Here is a 13270-nt window from a genome sequence, read left to right on the forward strand (position 1 = left end):
GCCGTACGTTAACCGCAGCGGAACGGATTCCACGGGTTTCCCGACCCCTGTTATTGAACCGGTATAGTACCGATCGCCGATTTCCGGATCAGGCTGTTCGACTGTCAATCAATCGCGCAGAGCGCCTCCTTGTCGGCAACCGCCTCTCGTGAGTGCCTCGCGGCGCTGGACAGTAGGTTTAGCGGTTTAGGTCCCAAGGATTCTCGGGGTCCGGCGACGCCGCCAAGCAACTCCAGATCCTCAACCGGTATGAGGACGGCACCCGCCGACTGACCAACACTCACACGGTCGACCAGACCAACGCCGGATACACCAGCGACATCGACTACGTCTACGACGCCACCGGCAACGTCAAGTCGATCACCGACAACGCGGGCGGCAAGGACACCCAGTGCTTCGCCTACGACGGCTACCGCCGTCTGACCGAAGCCTGGACACCCTCCTCCAACGACTGCACCACCACCCGCTCGTCAGGCGCACTGGGCGGACCGGCCCCCTACTGGACCACCTGGACCTACAAGCCTGGCGGCCTGCGTGACACCCAGACCGAACACAAGACCACTGGTGACACCAAGACCTCTTACGGCTATCCCGCCGTCAACACCGCCGGCACCGGCCAGCCGCACACGCTGACGTCCGTCAGCGTCAACGGCGGTACTGCCAAGGCGTACACGTACGACGAGCAAGGCAACACCACCAAGCGCTACAGCCCTGCCGGCACCGCACAGACCCTCGTCTGGGACATCGAAGGAGAACTCACCCGCCTCACCGAAGGCGCGAACACCACCGACTACCTCTACGACGCCAACGGCGAGTTGCTGATCCGACGCGGCCCCGCCAAGACCGTCCTCTACCTGGCCGGCCAAGAGCTCCACTACGACACGGCCACCAAAAAGTTCACCGCACAGCGCTACTACCCCTCCGGCGACGCCACCGCCGTCCGCACCGAGTCCGGCCTGTCCTGGATGGTCGACGACCACCACGGAACCGCGACCATGACGGTCGACGCCACCACCCAGGCGGTCACCCGCCGCTACACCAAGCCGTTCGGCGAAACCCGCGGCAAAACGCCATCGGTCTGGCCTGACGACAAGGGCTTCCTCGGCAAACCCACCGACGAGAACACCGGCCTCACCCACGTTGGCGCACGCGAATACGACCCGGCCACCGGACGCTTCCTCTCCGTAGACCCCGTCCTCGCCCCCGACGACCACGAATCCCTCAACGGCTACGCCTACGCCAACAACACCCCCGTCACCAAGTCCGACCCCACCGGCCTCCGTCCCGTCACCCTGTGCGAGCACGGCTGTAGCGACGGCAAGGGCGGCACCTATCGCGATCACATGAGGCCGGGAGCCAACGGAACTTGGATTTACGAGGCCGACAGCAAATCCACGCAAGCGTTTCAGTATCAAAAGAATGGTGGCGGTGTCGGCAGCGGCACCATGATCACCACCGTCCATACCGAGGGCGGACACGTCACGGCGAAGGTCGTGTTCAAAAAGGGTCCTGACCCGGAGCCCAAGCGACGAGACGGCTCCCAATGCCGGTCCTGCTATGCCATGGGCACGAATCCCTACTACGACCCGAGTGCCCATGACCTGCCAGACAAGCCGAAGCTCGCAACCTGGCAGAAAGTGGTGTTGGGCGCCATCACGGCCGTGGCAGCAGCCGTAGTCGTTGCCCCGGTCGCCATTGCCGTGGGGGAGGGATGCCTGGCCGCCGCCCCGGTATGCGCCGCGGAGCTCGCCGAGATAGCAACCGGTGGGGCATCCGGCGGAAGCGCAGTCATCGCAGGTGGCGGAGCGCTGTCTGCTGCGGGAGCTGCCGCCCTGAAGAGAAATTTGGCCACAGCCGAGCTCGCTAACGGCACTGTTACAAGCCTCAGAACCACTGGGAATCTTCCTGAGAATTACATGACCAAGGCCGAGGCCATGGCAAGAGGCTGGAAGCCAGGAAAGGCGCTTGGATACAGGGTCCCGGGCGCTCAGCTCGGAGGTGACGTGTATGAGAATACGGGCCGCGTCAAACTCCCCGCCGCCGACGGTCGCGGCTGGTACGAAGCCGACATCGGCATCGACTCCAGCAAGACCCGTTCCAAGCAACCTGGAACGCGCCTTCTGTACTCAAACGACGGGCTTGCGTATGTGACCAGTGACCACTACGAATCGTTCTACCAACTACCGAACTGGAAGTGAGCGCGATGCATATTAAAATCGACGGAAAGCGTGTTCGTACGGCCAGCGAATTCCATGCAATTATGGCAGACGCATTGGGCTTGGGGTCGTATTATCGCCCTAACCTGGCAGCCCTTTGGGACATCCTCTCCACGGACGTAGAGCGCCCAATCGATGTAGTTTGGATCAATTCCAGCATCAGCAAAGCCGCCATGGGGGATGAAGAATTCCACTCGATTCGCGATCTACTGCTGCGAGTAGAGGCGCAGGACGCTGAAGCGGGATGGGACGAGCGATTCACAGTGCAGTTTACCTAGCAGCAGGAGAAGGGTGACCGAAGAATAATGTCTGGGCCTGCTCGCTCATAGAGGGAGCGAGCAGGGGTACTGCGGTCGCCGCCAGGGGCCGAGACGGCATGATGTGAATCGCGGTTCCCCCTTCCCCGCAATCAGCTCGATCTCACTGCACGCACGCGAGAAGTCGGCCTGGTCGTCGTCGACTACCGGTAGTTCGTTAAATCCGGCAGTAGAGATCAAGACCGTGTCCGGTGGTGACCGCGTCGATCAGGGCCTGGAGCTCGGAGGGTGGTTCCTTGTCCGTCCAAGCTCGCCACCACCGGTTGAGGGTGACGGCGGGGGCGAGCCAGGAACGGATGGCCCGTAGAGCCGTGGGCCAGCAGGAAAGTTGGGGCGGGTGGGACGGGGCACGGTCCCCCCTCTGGTCCGTCAAGGCACGGATGCGGCGGGGTGGCATCGAGCGGTCCGGGCGGCGCGAACCACTGGTCCTCGACATGCCCCCCATGGTGGCCGAAGAACTCAAGCGCCACATCGAGGCGTTCCCGCCGGGGGGAGTCGAGTTGCCGTGGGGGAAGCCGGAGGCCGCGCAACGGAGGAAGTACTCCCTGCTGCTCACCACCCGCTACGGCGACGCCATCGCGGTGAACACACGGAACACCTACACCTGGAAGCCCGCGCTGGCCAAGGCCGGTGTCATCCAGCCCCGGGCCGAGGGAGCGAAGCAGTGGCAGTGGGAGGCTGCCCCGCAGGACGGCTTCCACGTGCTGCGGCACACCTTCGCCTCGATCGTGCTGGAGGCGGGGGAGTCCGTGGTGACCGTGGCCCGCTGGCCGGGGCACTCCTCACCGGCGATCACCCTCGGTTACTATGCACACTTCATGCCAGAGGCCGGGAGCAAGGGACGCACGGCCGTCGACGGACTGCCGGGAAGGACGGGGAGCAGCATGCCGAGCCGAACTCCCCGGATTCTCCCCACGGCTGATCCCGGGAGGCCCGTTCCAGAAGCAGTCTCGGAGGCGGTCGTGGAAAGTAAGGCTGAGGGGGCAGATTGGCTGCGGAAATGCTGAGACACGTCACCGCGACCCGTTACGTCGCCCCCCTGCGCTCCGGCGGCTCCGTCCCCGCCGTCGTCGAGGCCGACGACCTGGGGACGTACGTGGTGAAGTTCACCGGTTCCGCGCAGGGCCGCAAGGCGCTGGTCGCCGAGGTGATCGTCGGCGAGCTGGCCCGCGCCCTGGGCCTGCGCTTCCCCGAACTGGTCCTGGTCCGCTTCGACCCGGCCATCGCCGAGAGCGAGCCGCACCAGGAGGTGCGCGAGCTGCATCGGGCCAGCGCCGGCGTCAACCTCGGCATGGACCATCTGCCGGGCGCGGTGGACCTCACCCCCGAGGTCGCGCGGGACTTCCCCGTCGACCCGCTGGAGGCCGGCCGGATCGTCTGGCTCGACGCTCTCACCGTCAACGTCGACCGCACGGTGCACAGTTCCAACCTGATGGTCTGGCCGACGCTGGGCACCGTGCCGCCCCGCCTGTGGCTGATCGACCACGGCGCGGCCCTCGTCTTCCACCACCGCTGGGACGGCGCCGACCCCGCCAAGGCGTACGACTTCCGCCATCACGCCCTCGGCCACTACGGGCCCGACGTGCGCGCCGCCGACGCCGAACTGGCCCCCCGGGTCACCCGGGACCTGCTGCGCGAGGTCACGGCCGCCGTCCCCGACGCCTGGCTGACCGGCGAGGAGGGCTTCGCCGGGCCCGACGACGTGCGGACGGCGTACGTCGACTACCTTCACGAGCGTGTGGCGGCGTCCCCCGCGTGGCTGCCCACCGGCTTCCCCAGCCGGGAGGAACTCGCCGCCGAGGAGGCCCGCCGGGCGGCCCGCACCCGCAAGGGCCGGCCGGCCTGGCTGCAGCGGGTCCCCGACCTGCACGGCCGGCCGGCGGCGGAACAGGATTGGTCGGTGCATCTGGGATGACGGACAGCACGACGGACAGCACCACGGACGTACGGCGGGTGGAGATCGAGTACTGCACCCAGTGCCGCTGGCTGCCCCGCGCGGCCTGGCTGGCGCAGGAGCTGCTCACCACCTTCGAGGCCGAGCTGACCGAGCTGGCGCTCAAGCCGGGCACCGGCGGCGTCTTCGTCGTCCGGGCCGGCGGCGAGGTCGTCTGGGACCGCCGCGAACAGGGCTTTCCCGAGCCGACCGCCGTCAAGCGGGCCGTACGCGACCGAGTGGCCCCGGGAAAGACCCTGGGCCACTCGGAACGGTCCCGCTGACGGCTCAGCCCCGCAGCCGCTCGTACGCCGGCAGGGTCAGGAAGTCGGCGTAGTCCTCGTCGAGGGCGACCGTCAGCAGCAGGTCGTGGGCCTGCTGCCAGTTGCCGGCCGCGAACGCCTCGTCGCCGATCTCCGCGCGGACGTTCGCCAGTTCCTCGGCGGCGACCTTGCGGGCCAGCTCGGCGGTGACCCGCTCGCCGTTGTCGAGGACGACCCCGGCGTTGATCCACTGCCAGATCTGGGAGCGGGAGATCTCGGCGGTGGCCGCGTCCTCCATCAGGTTGAAGATGGCGACCGCGCCGAGGCCGCGCAGCCACGCCTCGATGTACCGGATGCCGACCTGCACGGCGTTGACCAGGCCGTTGTAGGTGGGCTTGGCGTCCAGCGAGTCGACGGCGATGAGGTCGGCGGCCGCCACCTGGACGTCCTCGCGCAGGCGGTCCTTCTGGTTCGGCCTGTCGCCGAGGACCTTGTCGAAGGACTCCATGGCGATCGGCACCAGGTCGGGGTGGGCGACCCAGGAGCCGTCGAAGCCGTCGTTCGCCTCGCGGTCCTTGTCGGCGCGGACCTTCTCGAAGGCCACCTTGTTGACTTCGGGGTCCTTGCGGGAGGGGATGAACGCCGCCATGCCGCCGATCGCGTGTGCGCCGCGCTTGTGGCAGGTGCGCACCAGGAGTTCGGTGTACGCGCGCATGAACGGGGCGGTCATCGTCACCGCGTTGCGGTCCGGCAGAACGAACTTCTCGCCGCCGTCCCGGAAGTTCTTGACGATGGAGAACAGGTAGTCCCAGCGGCCGGCGTTCAGCCCCGAGGCGTGGTCGCGCAGTTCGTAGAGGATCTCCTCCATCTCGTACGCGGCCGTGATCGTCTCGATCAGGACGGTGGCGCGGACGGTGCCCTGGGGGATGCCGACGTAGTCCTGCGCGAAGACGAAGATGTCGTTCCAGAGGCGGGCCTCCAGGTGCGACTCCGTTTTCGGGAGGTAGAAGTACGGGCCCTTGCCCAGGTCCAGCAGGCGCTGGGCGTTGTGGAAGAAGTAGAGGCCGAAGTCGACCAGGGCGCCCGGGACCGGGGTACCGTCGAGCCGGAGGTGGCGCTCGTTCAGGTGCCAGCCGCGCGGGCGCATGACGACGGTGGCGAGTTCCCCGTCCGCCTTCAGGGCGTACGACTTCCCGGACCTCGGGTCGGTGAAGTCGATGTTCCGGGTGTAGGCGTCGATCAGGTTGAGCTGGCCGAGGACGACGTTCTCCCAGGTGGGCGCGGAGGCGTCCTCGAAGTCGGCGAGCCAGACCCGGGCGCCGGAGTTCAGCGCGTTGATGGTCATCTTCCGGTCGGTCGGACCGGTGATCTCCACCCGGCGGTCGTTCAGCGCGGCCGGGGCCGGGGCCACCTTCCAGGAGTCGTCCGCGCGGATCGCGGCGGTCTCCGGGAGGAAGTCGAGCGTGGAGGTGCGGGCGATCTCGGCGCGGCGCTCCGCACGGCGGGCGAGGAGCTGGTCACGACGCGGCGTGAACCGCCGGTGCAGCTCGGCCACGAAGGCGAGCGCCGCGTCGGTGAGGACCTCTTCCTGCCGGGGCAGGGGCTCGGCGTCGACGATGGCCAGCGGGGACGGCGCTGGTGCGGACATGAGCTGTCACTTCCTTCAGCGGTGGCACCGGGTGCCAACGGGCACGAATGGGGCGGATCGCATCCTCTGTGCGGAAGGATGCTTCTGGTCAGTGGATACTAGTTTCCTTATCGTGGAACTTCAATGGTTTGTTGATGTCGAGATTCTCCGGGTCGAGGCAAGCTGGCGCTCCGTGCCACGGCGCTCACTCCAGGTGGACCAGGTCGGCCTCGGTGTCGATGTCGTACGGCCGGGCCACGTCCCCGCACTCGATCAGGGTGATCGCCGCCGCGTGCTCCCTCAGATACGCGCGTGCCCCCCGGTCCCCGTCGGCACTCTCGGCGACGCCCGCCCAGTGCGCGGCGCCGAGCAGCACGGGATGGCCGCGCACGCCCGCGTACCCGGCCGACACCAGGGAGTCCTCGTCCCGGAACGCGCCGCGCACCCGGGCCACCGCCGCCGCCCCGATGCCGGGCTGATCCACGAGCGCCACCAGGGCCGCCCGCGCCCCTGTTCCGGCCAACGAGTCCAGTCCGGCGCGCAGGGAGGTGCCCATGCCCCGCTCCCACTCCGGGTTGTCCACCAGGACGCACCCCTGGAGATCCGCCCGCTCCCGGACCGTCTGTGCGCGCGCCCCCAGTACGACGTGCACGCGGGCGCACCCGCCCGCGCGCAGCACTTCGACCGCGTGCTCCACCAGGGGCCGTCCGCGATGGGTGAGCAGTGCCTTGGGCCGTCCGCCCAGCCGTCGTCCGCCGCCCGCCGCGAGCAGCACCCCGGCGACCTGATCGTCCTCAACCGTCATGTGTCCTGCATACCTGACCGCGCTGCCGACGCCCCGGCGAGCGCCGGGTTTCGGGGGGCTGAATTTCGGCCCCGACGGTGGCGCGCCCGGTCCCGGGTGGCGTTTACTGGCCCGCGTTCCGGGCGCCCGACCGGTATCAGGGGGGCGCCCAGCGCGGACACGGGGCAGGGGCGCACGACGGCGTGCGAGGGGGAGGGGCTGTGTTGCGGAGCGTGGGGCAGCAGGGACGGGCGACGGATGGCGACGAGGACGTGCGGGTGGCCGGACTGCGGACCGCCGTGTCGGCACTGCGCCGGCGGCTCGCCGCGCTGCCGGCCGAGTTCCCCGACCGGGTCATCGCCGAGGACGAACTCGCCGACCTCGCCGAGGTGATCGCCCACGGGGTCCCGGACGGTGCCCGGCTGCGCCGCTCCCTGCTGCTGCTCGCGGGCGCGCTCGGTTCCGTCAGCGCCCTGTCGGACGCGCTGACGGAGGTCCGCCACGCCGTGGAACTGTTCGGGGAGCCGCGGCGGTCCTGAGCCGGGGGCGGGCGGGGGTGGGCGGGGGAGCGGCGGGGGCCGGAGATCGGGCGGCCGGGTCGCCGCCCCTGAGTCAGGCGGGCGCAGGGGCAAGCGACCGAGTCGCCGGCCGGGGCCGGCGGGCGCGGGGTCAGGCGGCCGGGTTGCCGCCCGAGGCCAGCAGGGCCTTCGACAGCTCCGCCGCGACCTGCTGGAGCACCGGCACGATCCGGTCGGTGGCGGCCTCGGTGACCCGCCCGGCCGGACCGGAGATCGAGATGGCGGCGGCGGTGGGGGACTCGGGCACGGGGACGGCGAGGCACCGCACGCCGATCTCCTGCTCGTTGTCGTCGATGGCGTACCCCTTGTCCCGCACCTCCTCCAGCGCGGCGAGGAAGCCGTCCGGCGTGGTGATCGTCTTGTCGGTGGCGGCGGGCATCCCGGTGCGGGCCAGCAGCGCCCGCACCTCCTCCGGCGGGAACCCGGCCAGCAGCGCCTTGCCCACGCCGGTGGAGTGCGGCAGCACCCGCCGGCCGACCTCGGTGAACATCCGCATCGAGTGCTTGGACGGCACCTGCGCCACGTACACGATCTCGTCGCCGTCCAGCAGCGCCATGTTGGCCGTCTCGCCGGTCTCCTCGACCAGGCGGGCCAGGTGCGGACGCGCCCAGGTGCCCAGCAGCCGGGACGCGGACTCGCCGAGGCGGATCAGGCGCGGGCCGAGCGCGTACCGGCGGTTGGGCTGCTGACGGACGTATCCGCAGGCCACCAGGGTGCGCATCAGGCGGTGGATGGTGGGCAGCGGCAGGCCGCTGCTCGCGGACAGCTCGCTCAGGCCGACCTCGCCGCCCGCGTCCGCCATCCGTTCGAGCAGGTCGAAGGCGCGCTCCAGGGACTGGACGCCCCCGCCGGCGGAGTTCCTGGCGGTGTCGGTGGTGCTGGCGCTGGACGTCGGCACGGCGCGTTCCTTTCGGGGCGGACGGAGGGCAGAAGCCTACCCGGCGGCCGGTTGACTCCCCGGTTGTGCGTAGCTACGTTCTGCTTGCTGGAATTCTAATTCCGCTTTGTGGAAACGTCCAGAGGGTCCGTCCTGCCCGTCCCCGGGCAGTGTGCCCCTTGACGGCACGGAAGCGGCGGGGGAACACTCCTTCAACAGAACGTTGAAGTCCGTTACGTGGCGGTAAACCCCGTTTCCCTGAGGTGAACCGGCAGGACGGAAGCGGCAGAAGAGAGAGGGGTTCGGGTGTCCGAAGCTGAACTGGTGCTGCGCTCGACGCGCGTCATCACTCCCGAGGGGACGCGCGCCGCGTCGATCGCGGTGACCGGGGGGACCATCACGGCCGTGCTGCCGTACGACGCCCCCGTCCCGCCGGGCGCCCGCCTGGAGGACGTCGGCGACCACGTCGTGCTGCCCGGCCTGGTCGACACCCACGTGCACGTCAACGACCCCGGGCGGGCCGAGTGGGAGGGCTTCTGGACGGCCACCCGCGCCGCCGCGGCCGGCGGCATCACCACCCTCGTGGACATGCCGCTCAACTCCATCCCGCCGACCACCACCGTCGACCACCTGCGGGTGAAGCGGAAGGTGGCCGCCGACAAGGCGCACATCGACGTCGGCTTCTGGGGCGGCGCGCTGCCCGACAACGTGGGTGACCTGCGCCCGCTGCACGAGGCCGGCGTGTTCGGTTTCAAGGCGTTCCTGTCGCCGTCCGGCGTGGAGGAGTTCCCGCATCTCGACCAGGACCAGCTCGCCCGGTCCCTCGCCGAGATCGCCTCCTTCGACGGCCTGCTCATCGTGCACGCCGAGGACCCCCACCACCTGGCCGCCGCCCCGCAGCACGGCGGCCCCGCCTACCGCGACTTCCTGGCCAGCCGCCCGCGCGACGCCGAGGACACGGCCATCGCCGGCCTGATAGCGCAGGCCAAGCGCTTCAACGCGCGGGTGCACGTGCTCCACCTCTCCTCCAGCGACGCCCTGCCGCTGATCGCCGAGGCCCGCGCGGAGGGCGTCCGGCTCACCGTGGAGACCTGCCCCCACTATCTGACCCTTACGGCCGAGGAAGTCCCGGACGGCGCCAGCGAGTTCAAGTGCTGCCCGCCCATCCGCGAGGCCGCCAACCAGGACCTGCTCTGGCAGGCGCTGGCCGACGGCACGATCGACTGCGTGGTCACCGACCACTCGCCGTCCACCGCCGACCTCAAGACCGACGACTTCGCCACCGCCTGGGGCGGCATCTCCGGCCTCCAGCTCAGCCTCTCCGCCGTCTGGACGGCCGCCCGAGCGCGCGGGCACTCGCTGGAGGACGTCGTCCAGTGGATGTCCGCCCGGACCGCCGCCCTGGCCGGGCTCGGGCAGAAGGGCGCCATCGTGGCGGGCCGGGACGCCGACTTCGCCGTCCTCGCTCCCGACGAGACGTTCACCGTGGACCCGGCCGCCCTCCACCACCGCAACCGCGTCACCGCGTACGCCGGCCGGACCCTCACCGGCGTCGTGAAGTCCACCTGGCTGCGCGGACAGCGCATCGTGGCGGACGGCGAGTTCACCGAGCCGAAGGGACAGCTCCTCGTCCGGACGCCCTGAACGGGGCGACGGGAGGCCGGGTTCCGGTCCGGACGTCCTGACCGCCGAGCCCAGGGGCCGGCTCCCCAGCCGGACGCCCCGACCGGGCCGAGGGCGCCGCTCCGGCGGAGGCTCAGTCCGCCGGAGCGGCACCCTCGAAGGCCCGGACCGGCCGGAACGGAGCGGCGCCCTCGAAGACCCGGACCGGCCGGAACCCCGCCCGGCGACGGCACAGCCACGCGAACAGGCCGCTCCGCCCGGCCCACCGACCACACCGACACCGCCCGACGACCGAAAGGCAGAACTGATCATCGTGACGGCGATCCCGACCTTCACCGGCGACGCGAACCCCTACTCGGGAGGCGACCCGTACGCGGACTACCGCTCCGCCGATCTCCCCTTCACCCACCTCGCCAACCTCGCCGACCGGCGGCTCGGCGCCGGTGTCGTCGCCGCCAACGACGAGTTCTTCGCCCAGCGCGAGAACCTGCTGATCCCCGAGCGCGCCGAGTTCGACCCCGAGCACTTCGGGCACAAGGGCAAGATCATGGACGGCTGGGAGACCCGCCGCCGCCGCGGTGTCTCGGCCGGCCACCCGTGGCCCACCGAGGACGACCACGACTGGGCGCTGGTCCGTCTGGGCGCGCCCGGCGTGATCCGCGGCATCGTCGTGGACACCGCCCACTTCCGCGGCAACTACCCGCAGGCGGTGTCGGTCGAGGCCGCCTCGGTGCCGGGCTCCCCGTCGCCCGAGGAACTCCTCGCCGAGGACGTCAAGTGGACGACGCTGGTCCCCCGTACCGCCGTCGGCGGCCACGCGGCCAACGGCTTCGCGGTCGACGCCGAGCAGCGCTTCACCCACCTCCGCGTCAACCAGCACCCCGACGGGGGCATCGCCCGCCTGCGCGTCCACGGCGAGGTCGTCCCGGACCCCGAGTGGCTCGCCGCGCTCGGCACCTTCGACGTGGTCGCGCTGGAGAACGGCGGCCAGGTCGAGGACGCCTCCGACCTCTTCTACTCGCCCGCCACCAACACCATCCAGCCGGGCCGCTCCCGCAAGATGGACGACGGCTGGGAGACCCGGCGCCGCCGCGACCAGGGCAACGACTGGATTCGCTACCGCCTGGCCGACCGCTCCGCGATCCGGGCGATCGAGATCGACACCGCCTACCTCAAGGGCAACTCGGCCGGCTGGGCCTCGGTCTCCGTCAAGGACGGCGAGGACGGCGACTGGCGCGAGGTGCTGCCCCGCACCCGTCTCCAGCCCGACACCAACCACCGCTTCGTCCTGCCGGAACAGGCCGTCGGCACGCACGCACGCGTGGACATCTACCCCGACGGCGGCATCTCCCGGCTGCGTCTGTTCGGCTCCCTGACCGAGGACGGCACGGCCCACCTGTCCGCCCGCCACCAGGAACTGGGCGGCTGACGCCACCGGGTGCGCCGGTCCGCGCGGACCGGCGCACCCGACATCACCGTCACCGCCACTGTCACCGGCACAACCGGAATCTTTTCTTCCGTCCGGCTCGTTCACTTGTTGCGGCAGGCCATGGGCACCGCCATGCAGGTCGGCCAGCGCGCCCTGGCCGGCGAATCGCCGGCGTTCCAGTACTTCACCTCCCAGGGCGGCGAGGGCACCGTCGGCTTCGCGGGCGTGCTGCCCGGCGAGATGCGCGCCCTGGAGCTGGACGGCACACGTGCGTGGTTCGCGGAGAAGGACGCCTTCGTGGCCGCCGAGTCCACCGTCGACTTCGGCATCGCCTTCCAGGGCGGCCGCACCGGCATGAGCGGCGGCGAGGGCTTCGTGCTGGAGAAGTTCACCGGGCACGGCACGGTCGTCATCGCGGGCGCCGGCAACTTCATCGACCTGGACCCCGCCGACTTCGGCGGCCGCATCGAGGTCGACACCGGCTGCGTCGTCGCCTTCGAGGAGGGCATCCGCTACGGCGTCCAGCGTGTCGGCGGCCTCGACCGCCAGGGCCTGATGAACGCCGTCTTCGGCGGCGAGGGCCTGTCCCTGGCCACCCTGGAGGGCAGCGGCCGGGTCATCCTTCAGTCCCTGACCATCGAGAGCCTCGCCAACGCCCTCAAGAAGGCCCAGGGCGGCGACAAGCAGGGCCCCACCGGCGGCCTGTTCTCCACCCGCACGGGCTGAGCGGCACTCCGTCGCCACCCGCACGGGCGGTGCCGGGGCCCGTCCCGGCCCCGGAGCCTCGCCCCGCGGCCGGTGGTGTGGGGGGTCCGCGGGGCGAGGGGTCTGACGGGGCGTCGGCTCAGCAGGTGCGGTCGACCAGGTCGAACGACGCGTAGTGGTCCGCGGTGTAGTAGTCCTCCCGGTACTCCTCGCCGGTGACGATGCGGCGGGCGCCGCGGGTCGGTGAGCCGGGCGTGATCACGGTGTACTCGTGGTAGTAGCCGGTGGCCCGGCCGGGCAGGACGCCCTCGCGGTTCCGGAAGACGGAGCCGTCCTGGGCGTACGGGAAGGGCCCGCCCCGTTCGATGAGGTCCAGGGTGTCGTGGGCCTGGGACGGGAGGTCGCCGTAGCAGACGCTCCCGACGGCCGCGGCGGACGCCTCGCCGGCGCTCGCCGTGACGGTGCCGCCGGCCAGTACGGCGCCCAGGACGGCGACGGCGGCGCCGAGACGGGTGACGCGTGGGGGGAATCTCATACTCCACATGATGACGCGCGTAGACGGTGGCATGTCAATGACAACCACACGACTTTCACCCGCGCGCCCGGCGTGTCGCTCCCCGGCCGACCGGCCGCCACCGGCCCGTCGCCTCCCGCTCAGCCGGACGTGCGGCGCTCGGCGGCGACGAACAGGGCGAGCCCCAGGACGACCAGGGCGACGCTCGCGTACCCCTCCCGGCCGTCGAGGAGGGCGAGCCCGTGCACGAACCCCAGGCGCCGGCCGGTGAATTCGCTCAGCAGACCGGCCGCGCCCTGCACGACGGCGACGAACCCCAGGAACTCCAGCACCTTCTTCATGGCACCGACCCTCACCCCCCGGCCCGCGCGCCCGCATCGGCCATGCGGCCGGACCGGACCGAC

At 70.6% G+C, this 13270-nt stretch carries 13 protein-coding genes and 1 pseudogene; 9 read left to right on the forward strand and 5 right to left on the reverse strand.

Annotation, left to right across the window (positions count from 1 at the left end; translation table 11 throughout):
* Positions 1 to 815: 815 nt before the first annotated feature.
* From ACFY32_RS18505 to ACFY32_RS18525, 5 genes are all read left to right on the forward strand, one after another.
* Positions 816 to 2198, forward strand: a complete 1383-nt coding sequence (locus ACFY32_RS18505; RefSeq protein WP_390674725.1) for an RHS repeat-associated core domain-containing protein — start codon at positions 816 to 818, stop codon at positions 2196 to 2198.
* Positions 2199 to 2203: 5 nt separating this feature from the next.
* Positions 2204 to 2494 (forward strand): barstar family protein, encoded by a 291-nt coding sequence (locus ACFY32_RS18510; RefSeq protein ID WP_359198656.1) that lies wholly within the window; start codon positions 2204 to 2206, stop codon positions 2492 to 2494.
* A 473-nt stretch (positions 2495 to 2967) separates the two neighbouring features.
* Positions 2968 to 3540 carry an integrase gene (locus ACFY32_RS18515; protein ID WP_390674726.1) on the forward strand — a complete coding sequence of 191 codons (573 nt, stop codon included), beginning with the start codon at positions 2968 to 2970 and terminating at the stop codon, positions 3538 to 3540.
* Positions 3534 to 4448, forward strand: coding sequence for a HipA family kinase (locus ACFY32_RS18520; RefSeq protein WP_359198621.1), 915 nt, complete (start codon positions 3534 to 3536; stop codon positions 4446 to 4448). The genes ACFY32_RS18515 and ACFY32_RS18520 overlap by 7 nt, the downstream gene beginning before the upstream one ends.
* Positions 4445 to 4750, forward strand: a complete 306-nt coding sequence (locus ACFY32_RS18525) for a SelT/SelW/SelH family protein (RefSeq protein ID WP_390674727.1) — start codon at positions 4445 to 4447, stop codon at positions 4748 to 4750. The genes ACFY32_RS18520 and ACFY32_RS18525 overlap by 4 nt, the downstream gene beginning before the upstream one ends.
* Positions 4751 to 4754: 4 nt before the next feature.
* On the opposite strand, the gene aceB is transcribed toward ACFY32_RS18525, so the two are convergent.
* Together aceB and ACFY32_RS18535 are read right to left on the reverse strand one after the other, a co-directional pair.
* Positions 4755 to 6377, reverse strand: coding sequence for a malate synthase A (gene aceB / locus ACFY32_RS18530; RefSeq protein ID WP_359198627.1), 1623 nt, complete (start codon positions 6375 to 6377; stop codon positions 4755 to 4757).
* 184 nt (positions 6378 to 6561) lie between these two features.
* A complete protein-coding gene (locus tag ACFY32_RS18535; RefSeq protein ID WP_359198630.1) occupies positions 6562 to 7161 on the reverse strand; it encodes a nucleotidyltransferase family protein in 600 nt (199 codons plus the stop codon).
* A 200-nt stretch (positions 7162 to 7361) separates the two neighbouring features.
* Between ACFY32_RS18535 and ACFY32_RS18540 the strand changes: the two genes are divergently transcribed.
* Positions 7362 to 7679 (forward strand): DUF5955 family protein, encoded by a 318-nt coding sequence (locus ACFY32_RS18540; protein ID WP_359198633.1) that lies wholly within the window; start codon positions 7362 to 7364, stop codon positions 7677 to 7679.
* A 130-nt stretch (positions 7680 to 7809) separates the two neighbouring features.
* On the opposite strand, the gene ACFY32_RS18545 is transcribed toward ACFY32_RS18540, so the two are convergent.
* Positions 7810 to 8616: an IclR family transcriptional regulator gene (locus ACFY32_RS18545; RefSeq protein WP_359198636.1), complete on the reverse strand. Its 807-nt coding sequence runs from the start codon at positions 8614 to 8616 to the stop codon at positions 7810 to 7812.
* A gap of 285 nt (positions 8617 to 8901) precedes the next feature.
* Here ACFY32_RS18545 and allB point away from each other — a divergent pair, with 285 nt between their 5' ends.
* From allB to ACFY32_RS18560, 3 genes and pseudogenes are all read left to right on the forward strand, one after another.
* Positions 8902 to 10239 (forward strand): allantoinase AllB, encoded by a 1338-nt coding sequence (allB, locus tag ACFY32_RS18550; protein WP_390674728.1) that lies wholly within the window; start codon positions 8902 to 8904, stop codon positions 10237 to 10239.
* 292 nt (positions 10240 to 10531) lie between these two features.
* A complete protein-coding gene (gene alc / locus ACFY32_RS18555) occupies positions 10532 to 11647 on the forward strand; it encodes an allantoicase (protein ID WP_390674729.1) in 1116 nt (371 codons plus the stop codon).
* Between the two features lie 105 nt (positions 11648 to 11752).
* Positions 11753 to 12373 (forward strand): annotated as a pseudogene (locus tag ACFY32_RS18560) (AIM24 family protein); the annotation flags it as partial.
* Between the two features lie 118 nt (positions 12374 to 12491).
* Here ACFY32_RS18560 and ACFY32_RS18565 read toward each other — a convergent pair.
* Positions 12492 to 12887: a ribonuclease domain-containing protein gene (locus ACFY32_RS18565; RefSeq protein WP_359200890.1), complete on the reverse strand. Its 396-nt coding sequence runs from the start codon at positions 12885 to 12887 to the stop codon at positions 12492 to 12494.
* Between the two features lie 119 nt (positions 12888 to 13006).
* Complete coding sequence (locus tag ACFY32_RS18570; RefSeq protein WP_359200892.1) at positions 13007 to 13207, reverse strand: hypothetical protein; 201 nt, start codon at positions 13205 to 13207, stop codon at positions 13007 to 13009.
* Positions 13208 to 13270 lie beyond the last annotated feature (63 nt).

The sequence above is a fragment of the Streptomyces sp. NPDC000134 genome (assembly GCF_042899225.1).
In the GTDB taxonomy this organism is placed as follows: Bacteria; Actinomycetota; Actinomycetes; order Streptomycetales; family Streptomycetaceae; genus Streptomyces.

Excerpts from the sequence above, each read along its gene's own strand:
- ACFY32_RS18565 (WP_359200890.1), bottom strand. The coding sequence starts at position 12,887 with ATGAGATTCCCCCCACGCGTCACCCGTCTCGGCGCCGCCGTCGCCGTC.
- ACFY32_RS18570 (WP_359200892.1), bottom strand. The coding sequence starts at position 13,207 with ATGAAGAAGGTGCTGGAGTTCCTGGGGTTCGTCGCCGTCGTGCAGGGC.
- ACFY32_RS18520 (WP_359198621.1), top strand. The coding sequence starts at position 3,534 with ATGCTGAGACACGTCACCGCGACCCGTTACGTCGCCCCCCTGCGCTCC.
- ACFY32_RS18525 (WP_390674727.1), top strand. The coding sequence starts at position 4,445 with ATGACGGACAGCACGACGGACAGCACCACGGACGTACGGCGGGTGGAG.
- ACFY32_RS18510 (WP_359198656.1), top strand. The coding sequence starts at position 2,204 with ATGCATATTAAAATCGACGGAAAGCGTGTTCGTACGGCCAGCGAATTC.
- ACFY32_RS18535 (WP_359198630.1), bottom strand. The coding sequence starts at position 7,161 with ATGACGGTTGAGGACGATCAGGTCGCCGGGGTGCTGCTCGCGGCGGGC.
- aceB (WP_359198627.1), bottom strand. The coding sequence starts at position 6,377 with ATGTCCGCACCAGCGCCGTCCCCGCTGGCCATCGTCGACGCCGAGCCC.
- ACFY32_RS18515 (WP_390674726.1), top strand. The coding sequence starts at position 2,968 with ATGCCCCCCATGGTGGCCGAAGAACTCAAGCGCCACATCGAGGCGTTC.